The sequence below is a fragment of the Nocardioides luteus genome (genome assembly GCF_015752315.1).
Lineage (GTDB): Bacteria > Actinomycetota > Actinomycetes > Propionibacteriales > Nocardioidaceae > Nocardioides.
Window position 1 is genome coordinate 5,079,686 of record NZ_JADOVJ010000001.1, and the last position, 12,899, is coordinate 5,092,584.

Sequence of the window (12,899 nt, forward strand, 5' to 3'; positions counted from 1 at the left end):
AGTACGACGAGGGCAGCCGCCCTACGGCGCCACCCGCCCCCGCTGGTCGAGCCGCCGGAGCCGCTAGGCGGAGGCGTGTCGAGACCAACACGGTTCCGTCGAGCGACGAGGGGGCTGTGTTGGTCTCGACACGCTCGCTGGCGCTCGCGGCTCGACCGACGGTGGGCGGGGCGCGGCGGCATCAGCCGATCCCGTCCCCGGAACGATCGGTCATGGCGCGGTCGACCGGCTCGCCGCCGATGGCCCGGCTGACGCGGCGGGTGGGGTCGGCGGTGGTGTTGAGCGCCTCCTGCAGACCCGGGTGGTGGTTGAGGGTGACCTTGATGATCTCCATGCCACCGTGGCCGGTGTCGCCACCGAGGCCGTCGCGGTAGATGAACTCGCGGTAGCCCAGCTGCTCGTCACCGCGCCGGGTGCGCGGCGAGAGCCGCGCCAGGATCGACTCGTAACCCAGACCCTCGGGCTTGCCGAGCAGCTTGAGCGCGTCGCGCTGGGCGGTCTCGTCCTGCGTACGTCCCACGAAGGCCGCGCCGACGAAGTTGTTGATGTCGGAGCCCAGGATCGCGGAGGCGTTCTGGGTGGAGACCAGCGCGGCACAGTTGTTCTTGCGGGAGTCGCTGGAGAGCTTGTGGACCAGCGCTCGCCCGGTGCCGCCGGAGGCCTGGGTGACCTCGTGGGCCTCGTCGAGCGCGAACAGCTTCCGCTCGTTGGGGTCGCTGCGGTAGATCAGGTGGAGCGCGGACCAGGCCGCGAGGGTCATGATCGGGCGCGCCATCTGCTCCTCGGCGCTCCACTCCTCGCGCGGCACGTGCTCGGGCGGGGTGTTGAGGCCCTTGAGGTTGTAGAAGGTGAACGGCGTGCCCTTCAGCTCCTCGTCGGACTGGAGGAAGTCGTTGCCGAAGAAGAGCCGGCCGAGCTCGCGCTCGCGGGCGGCGGCGAGCTCGCGGGCGATCTCCTGGTCGCCGCCGTCGCCCTCGAAGAGCATCTTGACGATCGTCGAGGTGTCGGCGCCACGGTCGGCCTGCGCCTCCATGACGCGGGCTCGGATGCGCTTGAGCACCTCTTCGTTGTTGGCCAGCCCGACCGGGAGGCAGGAGCGGAGCACGGAGACGGTGAGGTCGCGGCGCTGCTGCACGGCCGCCGACCGTTCGCGGTGGAGCCGCTCGGCGAACTCGTGGTCCGACATCGCCTCGGCCCGGATCAGCTCCGGGTTGGGGTCGGGCACGACCGCGTAGGGCGAGAGCGAGCCCGGCCGTCCGCCGAGGACGTCGACGCTGCGGGCACGGGCGGGCACCTGCTGGCCGTTGAACACCCCGCCGCCGATCTCGGGCAGCGTCATCAGCCGCTGCAGCCGGCCCGCCGGGTCCATCGCGACGCCGTGGATGCCGGACAGGATCGACATGTAGATGACGACGCCCATGAGCGTCGACTTTCCCGAACCCGGGGTGCCGACGAGCGGGATCAGGCCCGCCTGCTCCATGACCTCGGTCAGGTACCACGGGTCCATCAGCACCGCCCGCGACGCCATCGCCGAGGTCTCGCCGAGGTAGAAGCCGCGCTTGTCGCCGACCTCCGCGGTGACCGCCGGGAGCCCGGCGGCCACCTTGAGCACCGGGAACTTCCGGGCGTGGGCGGTCGAGGCGAGCGGCTCGCCCGGGACGAACTCGCGAGCCAGGTGGTACTGCCCCAGCTGGCGGGTGATCTTGATCTGCGGCCGGTAGAGGTCGACGACCTTCTGCGCCTTGTCGAGCGCCTCGGCCTCGGTGCGGCCGGTGACGGCGATGCGGTACCAGCCCCTGGTCCGGGTCGAGAGGCCGGTGAACTCCGAGCGCATCTCGTCCTCGACGTCGGCGGCCCGGCCGGCCTGGCGGGAGAGCTGCTTCGGCGGCCGCTTTCCGTGGTCCTCGGACCAGTGGCTGACCTGGCCGTCGATACGCCGGGTCAGGCTCGCCATCTCACGGGAGACGTCCTCGGGCGAGCGCGGCTCGACCCGGAAGGACCACTCCACCGGGAAGCCGAGCGCGTCGGTCTTCGCCATCCACGGCGCATGGGTCTCGGGGACCTCGATGTCGCCGATCCGGGAGACGGTCAGCACGCACACGTGGCTGGTCTCCTGGCGACCGCCGATGCTGCTGGTGACCTGCACCGTCGGGGCCAGCGGCTCGGCCGACCAGGCGACCGACTCGAACCACTCGGCCATGTCGTCGGTGTCGAGGAAGTTCTGCTGCGCCTCGCCCGGCTCCGGCACGGGGATCTTGGCCCCCAGCGAGAGCGAACGGGCGATCATCCACTCCATGTCGTGACCGACCGCCGGCCGCGCCGAGAAGCCCGGCCGCGACATCACCCGGTTGACCGTGTCGAGCCGCTCGCTGATCGCGGCCATCTCCCGTTCGGCGGCGCTGGCGGAGAACTTCGCCAGGGTGCGCACCGTCGCGTCGCGGCGGCCGAGGTCGACGCCGTAGTAGACGAGCTTGTCGGCCTGGCTGTGGGCGGCCATGTGGGCCTGGTTGCGCGCCATCATCTCCTCGAACCCGGGCTGCGGGTCGGGGGCGTTGGCGAACGCGGCATGCGCCCAGTGACGTACGGGATAGGGGCGGGTGGTGACCCGGCCGTGGATCGTGTTGCCGACCAGGTCGGCCAGCTGGCTGGCCTGGTCGGTGATCAGCGCCTCGAGGTCGGAGTGGGCACGGAACGACCAGGTCTGCGGCTCGGCGAGGTACCAGGCGATGATGCGGTCGCCGGTGAAGGTCAGGTGACCGCGCACCTCCTCCAGCGCCCACTTGTCACCTCTGGGCTCATGGACGCCCTTCGAGTCGTCGCCGCCCCGGCCGAAGACGCTCCTGCGTCCCGGCTTGGGCTTCTCGAAGCCAGGCCCGTAGGCCCGCTCCGTTCGCGGCCGCCTCATGCGGTTCCTCCGTCGTTGGGTGCGTCGTCGCCGTTGAGGCGCTTGCGATAGTCGTCCACGCTCTGCGGGCGCTCGTCGGTCGTCGCCCACTCGTCCTGATTGTCCCTGGGACGCGTACGTCCCGAGGGCGCATCGTCGAACTCGTCGAAGTCGTCGAACTCATCGAGGTCGTCGAGACCCGGCTCCGGCGCGATCACCACGGCCGGCCTGACCGCGTGCGACAGCGGCTGCCGGGCCGGCTTCGGAGCCTCCTGGCCGGTGGCCTCGTCCGCCGGCTTCGGGGCGGGCTGCTGGGCTGCAGGGGCCTGAGCGGGCGGGGGCGGAGGCGGAGACGACGGGGGCGGCGCAGCGGGTCGGGCCGGCGGAGCGACCGGGGTGGTCGGCGGAGTCGCCGACGGACTGGCGGGAGGGGCCGGAGTGGCAGGAGGGGCCGGAGGGGGCGGCGGCGCGGGAGAAGCGGCCGGAGGCGGGGGCGGCGCGGGCTGCTCACGCTCCTGGCGGGCCTGCCACGGCGCCCCGCCCTTCCACGGGACGTCACGGGGCTCACGCGGAGAGGAGGACGGCCGGCTGGACCAGCCGCCCTTCGCCGGACGTACGCCGGACTGGTGCTGGCGCGCAGGCTGACGCACCGGCTGGACCGCGGGCTGGACCTTGAGCTGGGCGGGAAGCGGCTCCTCGACGACCTTGGCCTCGATCACCGGTCGGACGGGCGCGGCCTTGCCGCGTACCGGCGGGGTGTGGGTGCGCGGCTTCGAGGCGACTACGGTCGCCTGCAGCATCTGCGGCTCCGGAGTGGCGCCGGGCTGCTGCGCGAACCGGCGGCCCGGTCGTCGCATCGCCTTGGCCCAGCCGCCCCGGGGGCTCGTGGCGTGGCGGAAGGCGACCGCCGCCCCGCCTGCGTACTGAACGCCCGTCTCCACGCGTGGCGTGGTCAGCTCGTGCCAGAAGGTCATCAGCCAGGCTCCGGCGGAGCTCTCCGAGCTGATGTAGTCGGAGGCCTTCATCGAGAGGTAGGAGGCGCCGATCAGCCACAGTCCCATGCTGAGCAGCGTCACCGGCATGCCGAGCTTGCGCAGCAGCACAAGCGTCACTGGTGCGATCACCAGGAACAGGAAGATGGTGCGATAACGCATCTCCCCGATGTAGCGACGAGGGGGACCGAGATAGGTCTGGTCGACCTCGTACAGCTCGTCGTCGTCAGGCAGCCTCATCCCCGAGATCCCTCCCTGGGTTAGCTAACGGGACCGGGATCACCCCTTGAAGAGACCAGCCATCCACGTGCCGAGATCCGTGGCGTTGTTGCCGACGGCCAGGCCGAGGACGCCGAGACCGATGATCAGGCCGCCGACGATCGTGACGGCCTTGGAGATGTTGCCGCTGCGGGCAGCCCACAGGACCGTGACGCCCAGGATCAGGACGACGAGGGTGATGATGTTGTCGGTGATCCACTCGGCCAGGCCACCGGTGCCGTACTCGGCGGCCTGGGTCGTACTTTGAATCAACTGGTGCGGTGCCATTGCTCTGCTCCCTTTCCCGAGGTGAGGTGTGGTTGCCGGACACGTCCGGAAGTATTCGATTGTCCCGTCCGGCGCAGCCCCATGCGGCACCGGTGGGTGGAGGCGTCTCGCCCCTCCCGCGCGCTGACGCAAACTCCCGGGCATCGGCATTTCTGGACAAACGCCACCGCCATGTGAGACGAGCGTAGTCGCCAGACCGCCTCGGCGCACCTCGTTCCACCTGACGACACGTCTTGTACCGCGCGCGTAGGGGCCGGCAGCGCACCCGGTTCACCCGGCGGTCATGCCGCCCACCGGACCGTTGGGCGCGACACTGTCCCGCTCAGTGGTCTCCTTCGGCGAATTCTTGCGAGGGGAGGCTAACTTCGGGGAACCTATATCCCGGTGCATCCTCGCGAATTTCGCGCGCTTGCGTCCGGATTCGCGAATTTACATTACATTCAATCGGATTTCTCGGGAGGACGAGCTCACATGGACAAGAAGAAGATCTTCATCGTCATCGGCGTTCTGTTCGTCGGGTTCTGGCTGTTCACCGATCCGCAGGGACTGACCAGCACGATCTCGGCCATCGCCGGTGGCATCTGGGGCGTCACCACCGACGTCTTCGGCGGCGTGATCGGCACGATCGAGGGCTCCACCCGCTGACCCCGGCCGCCACCTACGCCGACACACGGGTGCCGGCGCGATGGGCTCCTTTTTTCTCGCTGCCCGGTTTGGGGACCGAGCAGCACAGATAACTGTTTGACGTCGAACGAGGCGATGACAAGACTGCGCTTGTCTCGATGTCAAGATAGTTCGGAGTCGACGTGTCCCCTCACTTCATCCGGTTGAGGGACAAGGTCCTCTCCGACGACCCGCTCATCCGGGCGATGTCGTACCAGTCGGTGCTGTCGGCCTTCGCCGAAGGCACCTTTCTCACCGGTTCGGCGGTCTTCTTCACCCAGATCGTCGGCCTCTCCGCCGCACAGGTCGGCCTCGGTCTCACGATCGCGGGCGTCGCAACCTTCTTGTTCGCCGTCCCCCTGGGCCGACTCGCGGATCGTCTCGGCACCCGGTTCAGCTGGATCGCCGGTGCCGTTCTCCAGGCGCTGCTGTTCGGCGCCTGGGTGCTGGTCGGCAACTTCGCCGCGTACGTCGCCGTCGAGGTGCTCCTCGCGCTCGCCTCCTCCTGGCAGCGGTCGGGCCGCGACGCCTACCGGATCTCGGTCTTCCCCGCGGCGACCCGGGTGCGCTCGTTCGCCTACATGCGCGCCGCCCGCAACGTCGGCTACACGCTCGGCGCCCTCGCCAGCGGCCTCGCCTTGGCGGCCGACTCCAACACCCTGATCAAGGCCGTCCCGCTGATGACCGCCGTGGTGCTGCTGGTCAACGCCTACTGGATCTCGCGCCTCCCCCGCCTCGCCACGGCTGCCTCGCCCGGCGACCTGAAGAAGGACGTACGCGACCGCCTCGGCGCCCTGCGCAACCGCGCCTTCCTCGCGACGACGTTCTTCGACGGCGTGCTCGGGACTCACCAGGTCCTGCTCAACGTCGTCATCCCGCTGTGGCTGGTCCAGGAGACCGATGCCCCGCGAGTGCTGCTGGCGTGGCTGTTCGGCACCAACACCGTCATGGCCGTCGGTCTGCAGGTGATCGCCGCCCGCGGCGTGACCGACGTGACGACCTCGCTGCGTGCGCAGCGGCGGGGAGCGCTCTGCTTCCTGGCCTCCTGCGCCATCATCGCGGTCACCCACGACACCGCCGGGCTTCTCACGATCGCGCTCGTCTGGATCGGCCACGTGACCGTCACCGGCGCCGAGCTCTTCCAGTCCGCCGGCGAGTGGGGCCTCGTCGCCGACCTCTCCGACCCGGAGCACCGCGGCGACTACCAGGGCGCGGCCCAGGTCGGCTACACCCTCGGCACCGTCTGGGCCCCCGCGGCGTACACCTTCCTGGCCATGGAGCTCGGCCACCTCGGCTGGGCCGTCATCGCCGGGATCATCGTCGCCGCCGCGATCGGCGTCCACCCCTCCGCTCGCGCGGCCGAGCGCTATCTGGCAGGGCGGCGGAGGTCGGTGGCTGAGCTGGTGTAGGCGGTCGTGTAACACGTCGTTCGTAGTACTACTCGCCCTAAATGAACGACCGGATAGTGCTACGAACAGCGTGTTACACCTCGCCCAGTCCGCCGCGCCGGGCCACTCACCATCCACAGCACCGCCCCGCGGCGGCGTTATCCACAGCGCGGCGGCGGGCGCCTGCGGTTGTCCGTGGCAGGCAGCAGGGTGGTGACATGAACCCGCGCATCCAGGCGATCATGGCGGCCAACCACGGCCTCGTCACCCGCAACCAAGCGCTCGCGGCCGGCCTCGACCTCAACGCGATCCACCGGCACCTCAAGGAGGGCACGTGGACCGTCGTACGCCGGGGGGTCTACGCCGAAAGCACCTACGTCGAGAGCGTCAGGCTGCCCTCCGACAGGCAACGGCTCCTCGACCGGGCGGCGTGCGCCGCGATCACCGTCCCGTTCATCCGAAGTCACGACACTGCTGCACTGGAGCTCGACATGGGCATCCTCCTGCCCAGAAAGCCGCAGACCCACGTGACCCGCCAGCCCGTCGTCGGCACTCACAACAAGTGGGGCGTGAAGCACCACCTCGCGCCTTACCTCGACGCTCAAGTCGTTCAGGTGAACGGGTTCGAGGTCCTCGGCCTCGCCCGGACCGCGATCGACATCGCCCGCGAGCACGGCCGCCCGTACGGGGTCGTCGCCGTCGACTCTGCTCGAAGGATGGGGGTGTCCGTCGACGAGCTCTGGGAGGTCCTCGACCACATGAAACATTGGCCCAACCGCCGACTGGCGATCGAGGCCATCGACCTCTCTGACCCGGGCGCCGAGTCGGTCGGGGAGTCACTCACCCGCGACGTACTCGAAGAGCTCGGGCTGACGGGGATTGAGACGCAGTTCGAGATCACGGACGGCGTACGCACCGCCAGGTTCGACCTCCGGGCGGGCCGTCACCTCTTCGAGTTCGACGGCCGGAGCAAGTACGTCCCTGTCGCCGACGGAGGTCTGGCGCTCAGGTCGGTCGATGACATCCTGGCCGAGGAGAAGGCCCGACAGGACTGGGCTCACGGTTTCCATCTCGGCATGTCGCGCGTCGGGTGGGCCGACCTCTTCGGCCGCAACCGCGACGTCCTCAAGGGCCGCCTGACCCGCGAGTATCTGACCACCTGCCGAGCCTTCGGCACCGACATCTCAGACCTGGAGCGATTCCGCGTACATCGCCCGAAGGTGGCATGAGCCTGGGCTGCGGGAGATGTAACACGTCGTTCGTAGCACTACTCGCCCTATCAGAACGACCGGATAGTGCTGCGAACAGCGTGTTACACCGTTCGCAGGCGCTCAGACGAACAGCAGAGGTACGCCGACCAGCAGCCCCCACACGAGCGTGGCCAGCCCTGTCTGCTGGAGGACGGGGATGAGCCGCGGGCCGAGGTTGGCGCGGTCGAGGACGGTGCGTACGCCCTGGGCGGCGACCACGACGAACCCGAGACCCAGCAGCGCCCACCAGGAGGTCGCCAGGGCCACGAGCACGACCGAGACGGCGGCGACGGCCACGAGGGCGACGTAGAGCCAGCGGGTGCGCGCGTCGCCGAGGCGTACGGCGAGGGTGATCTTGCCCGACTCGGTGTCACCGGGGATGTCGCGGAGGTTGTTGGCGACGAGGAGGGCCGAGGTGATCGCGCCGATGCCGACGCCGGCCCACAGCGCGCCCCACTCCCAGGTCTGGGTCTGAACGAAGGTGGTGCCGACGACCGCGACGAGGCCGAAGAAGACGAAGACCATGACCTCGCCGAGGCCGGCGTAGCCGTAGGGGTGCGAGCCGCCGGTGTAGTACCAGGCCGCGATCATGCAGACCAGGCCCACGACGACCAGCCACCACGCGGAGGTCACCGCGAGCACCAGCCCCGCCACCGCGGCGACGCCGAAGGCGATGAACGCGGCCCGCTTGACCGAGGACGGCGCCGCGAGGCCCGAGCCGGTCAGCCGCAGCGGCCCGACGCGCTCGTCATCGGTCCCGCGGATCCCGTCGGAGTAGTCGTTGGCGTAGTTGACCGCGACCTGCAGCGCCAGCGCCACGACGAGCGCGAGCAGCGCCTTCCACCAGACCAACCCACCGGCGTACGCAGCCACTCCGGTGCCGGCGATGACCGGCGCGAGCGCCGCGGGGAGGGTGCGAGGACGGGCTCCCTGGAGCCACTGAGCGGTGTTTGCCACCCCGCTATTCAACACCGGTGGCTCGGAGTGGGTGCCGCGGGGATGTAACACGTCGTTCGTAGCACTATCCGGTCGTTCCAATAGGGCGAGTAGTACTACGAACAGCGTGTTACACGACCTCGCCCCGCCCACGAACCCCGACGACCCCTGCCCGGGGGGAGGACAGGGGTCGTGGGGTGGGGGAGGGAGGGATGGATCAGGTCTTCGGAGGGTCGTTGGAGTCGACGCTCAGCTCGGCCTCCATGGCCTCGATCTCCTCGGCCAGCTTGTCGGGCGGCGGAGCGCTGGGCTCGGCGGACTCGGCACCCGCGCCACCGGAGCCGGCGGTGCGGCGCTTGTTCCACACGTCGAAGGCGACGGCGAGCAGGAGCACGAGGCCCTTGATGGCCTGCTGCCAGTCGATGGAGACACCGAGCAGCGACATGCCGTTGTTGAGGACACCCATGACGAGACCACCGATGATCGCGCCGACGACGGTGCCGACACCGCCGGTGACGGCCGCGCCACCGATGAAGGCCGCGGCGATCGCGTCGAGCTCGAAGTTCACACCGGCCTTGGGGTTGGCCGCGGTCAGACGGGCGGTGGTGACCAGGCCCGCGAGACCGGAGAGCAGACCCATGTTCATCATGACCAGGAAGTCGACACGCTTGGTGTTGACGCCGGACATCGTCGCCGCGTCGACGTTGCCGCCGATCGCGTAGACGTGGCGGCCGAAGACGGTCCGGTTCATGATGAACGTGTAGACCACGATCAGGCCGCCCAGGATCAGGCCGACGATCGGCAGGCCGCGGGCGTCGGCGAGCAGGTAGGCGAAGTACATGATCACGATCGTCAGCAGCGCCAGCTTCACCACGAAGAGCGGGAAGGGCAGGACGTCGAAGTTGTAGGCGGCCTGAGCCGACCGGCGCCGCACCTCGAGCACGATGAGCACCGCGACGGCGGCGACGGCGATGATCAGCGTCAGGTTGTGGAACCCGGTGTCCGGCCCGATCTCGGGCAGGAAGCCGTTGCCGATCGCCTTGAACTGCTCGGGCAGACCACCGACGGTCGCACCCTTGAGCACGACCAGGGTCAGACCGCGGAAGAGCAGCATCGAGGCCAGCGTGACGATGAACGCCGGGATCCCGACGTACGCCACCCAGAAGCCGTGCCAGGCGCCGATCGCGGTGCCGATCAGCAGGCCGAGGAAGACGGCCAGCCACCACGGGAAGTCGTACTGGGTCATCATGATCGCCGAGGCGGCGCCCACGAAGGCGGCCACGGAGCCGACCGAGAGGTCGATGTGGCGCGCCACGATCACGATCACCATGCCGATGGCCAGGATCAGGATCTGAGCGTTCTGGACGACCAGGTTCGAGACGTTGAGCGGCTTGAGCAGCACGCCCTCGGTCGAGATCTGGAAGAGGATGACGATCGCCGCCAGAGCGATGATCATCCCGTACTGGCGGACGTTCCCGCGCAGCGTGTTGAGCAGGGCATTCATCGGGTGTTACTTCCTCGCGTCCGCGGTCATGTAGCGCATCAGGGACTCCTGGGTGGCCTCTGAGCGGTCGAACTCATGGGTGATCACGCCCTCGGCGAGCGTGTAGATGCGATCACACAGACCGAGCAGCTCGGGCAGCTCGGAGGAGATCACCAGTACGCCGCGACCGCTGCGGGCGAGCTCCTGGATGATCCCGTAGATCTCGTACTTGGCACCGACGTCGATGCCACGGGTCGGCTCGTCGAGGATCAGCAGCTTCGGGTCGGTGTACATCCACTTGGACAGCACCACCTTCTGCTGGTTGCCGCCGGAGAGCTTGCCGACCCCGGCGGTGATCGACGGCGCCTTGATGTTGAGGTTCTTGCGGTAGCCCTCGGCGACCACGACCTCCTTGTGCTCGTCGACGACCAGCCCGCGCCGCAGCTTGTTCAGCGCCGCCGCGGTGACCGAGGTCTTGATGTCGTCGATGAGGTTGAGCCCGAGGCCCTTGCGGTCCTCCGAGACGTACGCGATGCCGGCCTCGATCGCCTGGGTGACCGTGTTGAGCTGCAGCTCCTTGCCCTCCAGCACTAGCGAGCCGGACGTGCGGGAGCCGTAGGAGCGGCCGAAGATCGACCGCGCCAGCTCCGTACGTCCCGCACCCATCATCCCGGCGATGCCGACGATCTCGCCGGCTCGCACGGACAGGTTGGCCTGGCGGATGACCTCGCGGTGGCTGTCCTGCGGGTGCATGACGGTCCAGTCGCGCACCTCGAAGAGCACGTCCCCGATGGAGGGGGTGTGGTCGGGGAAGCGGTTCTCCAGGTCACGGCCGACCATCCCGCGGATGATCCGGTCCTCGTCGACACCGCCGGCGGCGACTGAGAGGGTCTCGATGCTCTGACCGTCGCGGATGATGGTGATCTCGTCGGCGATCTGCTCGATCTCGTTCAGCTTGTGGCTGATCATGATCGAGGTGATCCCTTTCTCCTTCAGCCCCTCCAGGAGCGCGAGGAGATGCTGGGAGTCGTCGTCGTTGAGGGCGGCGGTCGGCTCGTCAAGGATGAGCAGCTTGACCTCCTTCGAGAGCGCCTTGGCGATCTCGACGAGCTGCTGCTTGCCGATGCCGAGGTTCTTCACCGGCGTCAGCGGGTTCTCCCGCAGGCCGACCCGCGCGAGCAGGTCGATCGCCTCGCGGTTGGCGCGGCCCCAGTCGATGATGCCGCGCTTGGCGGTCTCGTTGCCGAGGAAGATGTTCTCCGCGATCGAGAGCTCGGGGATGAGGGCGAGCTCCTGGTGGATGATCACGATGCCGGCGGCTTCGCTCTGCCGGATGTTGGCGAACGTGGCGGTCTCGCCCTCGAAGACGATGTCGCCGCTGTAGGTGCCGTGGGGGTAGACCCCGCTGAGCACCTTCATCAGGGTGCTCTTGCCGGCGCCGTTCTCACCGCAGATCGCGTGGATGTCGCCACGGTTGACGACGAGGTTGACGTCGGAGAGCGCCTTGACGCCGGGGAACTCCTTGGTGATGCCGCGCATCTCCAGGATCGGTGAGCTCATGTGGTTCCTGCTATCTGGCAAGGGGCCGGCGTGGGCCCGGTCCGGAGGGACCCGGGCCCACGCCGCGTACGGGGTGCTACTTGATCTCGTCGGCGGTGTAGTACTCGGAGTCGACGAGCACCTTGGTGACGTCGTCCTTGGTGACCACGACCGGGTCGAGGAGGTAGGACGGAACGACCTTCTTGCCGTTGTCGTAGGTCTCGGTGTCGTTGACCTCGGGCTCCTCGCCCGCACCGACGGCGACGATCATGTCGACGGTCACCTTCGCGAGCTCGCGGGTGTCCTTGAAGATCGTGGAGTACTGCTCACCGGCGTTGATCGACTTCACCGACTGCACCTCGGCGTCCTGACCGGTCACGACCGGGAGGTCAGCGGTGGTGTAGCCGTTGCCCTTGAGCGCGGCGATGATGCCGAGCGAGAGGCCGTCGTAGGGCGAGAGCACGCCCTGGACCTTCTTGGAGGCGTACGTCTTGGTGAGGATGTCCTCCATGCGCTTCTGCGCGGTGGCGGGGTCCCAGCGCAGGATCGCGGCCTGCTTGAAGTCGGTCTGACCGGAGGGGATGACGATCTCGCCGGACTTGATCAGCGGCTCGAGCACCGACATGGCGCCGTCCCAGAAGAAGGTGGCGTTGTTGTCGTCGGGCGAACCACCGAAGAGCTCGACGTTGTAGGGGCCCTTGCCCTTGGCCTTCAGGCCCTCGACGAGCGAGGTGGCCTGCTGCACGCCGACCTGGAAGTTGTCGAAGGTCGAGTAGTAGTCGACGGCCTCGGTGTCGCGGATGAGGCGGTCGTAGCTGATGATCGGGATGTCCTGCGACTCCGCGGTCTCGAGCACGTCGCCGAGCGCGGTGCCGTCGATGGCCGCGACCACGAGGACGTCGACGCCCTTGGTGACCATGTTCTCGACCTGGGAGACCTGGGTCGGGATGTCGTCCTCGGCGTACTGGAGGTCGACCTTGTAGCCCTCGGCCTCGAGCTGCTTCTTGATGTTGTTGCCGTCTGCGATCCAGCGCTCCGAGGACTTGGTCGGCATGGCCACGCCGACGGTGCCCTTGTCGCCGCCCTCGCCGCCGTCGCCGCCACCGCATGCCGCCAGGCCGAGCGCAAGCGCCGCCGCGGTGATCGTGGTGAGTACCTTGCGCACTAACCTGCTCCATTTCATCTACGGCCACGCCGGTAGGCCGACGCGCCGCTGTC

Annotated in this window: 10 protein-coding genes; 3 read left to right on the forward strand and 7 right to left on the reverse strand. The window is 68.7% G+C overall.

Features of this window, described 5'->3' with window-relative positions; all coding sequences use genetic code 11:
• Positions 1 to 181 precede the first annotated feature (181 nt).
• The 3 genes from HD557_RS24340 to HD557_RS24350 are packed head-to-tail and all read right to left on the reverse strand — an operon-like array spanning position 182 to position 4,422.
• Positions 182 to 2,905, reverse strand: a complete 2,724-nt coding sequence (locus tag HD557_RS24340; protein ID WP_196875782.1) for an ATP-binding protein — start codon at positions 2,903 to 2,905, stop codon at positions 182 to 184.
• On the reverse strand, positions 2,902 to 4,116 hold the full coding sequence (locus HD557_RS24345; RefSeq protein ID WP_196875783.1) for a hypothetical protein: 1,215 nt from the start codon (positions 4,114 to 4,116) through the stop codon (positions 2,902 to 2,904). Before HD557_RS24345 ends, HD557_RS24340 begins: the two co-directional genes overlap by 4 nt.
• 39 nt (positions 4,117 to 4,155) lie before the next feature.
• Positions 4,156 to 4,422 carry a hypothetical protein gene (locus HD557_RS24350; protein ID WP_008356375.1) on the reverse strand — a complete coding sequence of 89 codons (267 nt, stop codon included), beginning with the start codon at positions 4,420 to 4,422 and terminating at the stop codon, positions 4,156 to 4,158.
• A 471-nt stretch (positions 4,423 to 4,893) separates the two neighbouring features.
• On the opposite strand from HD557_RS24350, the gene HD557_RS24355 reads away from it, so the two are divergent.
• The 3 genes from HD557_RS24355 to HD557_RS24365 all read left to right on the forward strand — a co-directional run bounded on the left by HD557_RS24355 (position 4,894) and on the right by HD557_RS24365 (position 7,702).
• Positions 4,894 to 5,067 (forward strand): hypothetical protein, encoded by a 174-nt coding sequence (locus HD557_RS24355; protein ID WP_008356373.1) that lies wholly within the window; start codon positions 4,894 to 4,896, stop codon positions 5,065 to 5,067.
• 161 nt (positions 5,068 to 5,228) lie between these two features.
• Complete coding sequence (locus tag HD557_RS24360; RefSeq protein WP_196875784.1) at positions 5,229 to 6,494, forward strand: MFS transporter; 1,266 nt, start codon at positions 5,229 to 5,231, stop codon at positions 6,492 to 6,494.
• 197 nt (positions 6,495 to 6,691) lie between these two features.
• Positions 6,692 to 7,702 (forward strand): type IV toxin-antitoxin system AbiEi family antitoxin domain-containing protein, encoded by a 1,011-nt coding sequence (locus tag HD557_RS24365; protein WP_196875785.1) that lies wholly within the window; start codon positions 6,692 to 6,694, stop codon positions 7,700 to 7,702.
• A gap of 102 nt (positions 7,703 to 7,804) precedes the next feature.
• Here HD557_RS24365 and HD557_RS24370 read toward each other — a convergent pair whose 3' ends face one another.
• From HD557_RS24370 to chvE, 4 genes are all read right to left on the reverse strand, one after another.
• On the reverse strand, positions 7,805 to 8,680 hold the full coding sequence (locus HD557_RS24370) for a 1,4-dihydroxy-2-naphthoate polyprenyltransferase (RefSeq protein ID WP_196875786.1): 876 nt from the start codon (positions 8,678 to 8,680) through the stop codon (positions 7,805 to 7,807).
• A gap of 196 nt (positions 8,681 to 8,876) precedes the next feature.
• The gene (mmsB, locus tag HD557_RS24375; protein WP_008356368.1) at positions 8,877 to 10,163 is read right to left on the reverse strand and encodes a multiple monosaccharide ABC transporter permease; all 1,287 of its coding nucleotides are present in this window, start codon (positions 10,161 to 10,163) and stop codon (positions 8,877 to 8,879) included.
• A 6-nt stretch (positions 10,164 to 10,169) separates the two neighbouring features.
• Positions 10,170 to 11,702: a multiple monosaccharide ABC transporter ATP-binding protein gene (gene mmsA, locus HD557_RS24380; RefSeq protein ID WP_008356366.1), complete on the reverse strand. Its 1,533-nt coding sequence runs from the start codon at positions 11,700 to 11,702 to the stop codon at positions 10,170 to 10,172.
• A gap of 76 nt (positions 11,703 to 11,778) precedes the next feature.
• Entirely contained in the window at positions 11,779 to 12,846 is a 1,068-nt protein-coding gene (gene chvE / locus HD557_RS24385) for a multiple monosaccharide ABC transporter substrate-binding protein (protein WP_008356363.1), read from the reverse strand.
• Between the last annotated feature and the right edge of the window lie 53 nt (positions 12,847 to 12,899).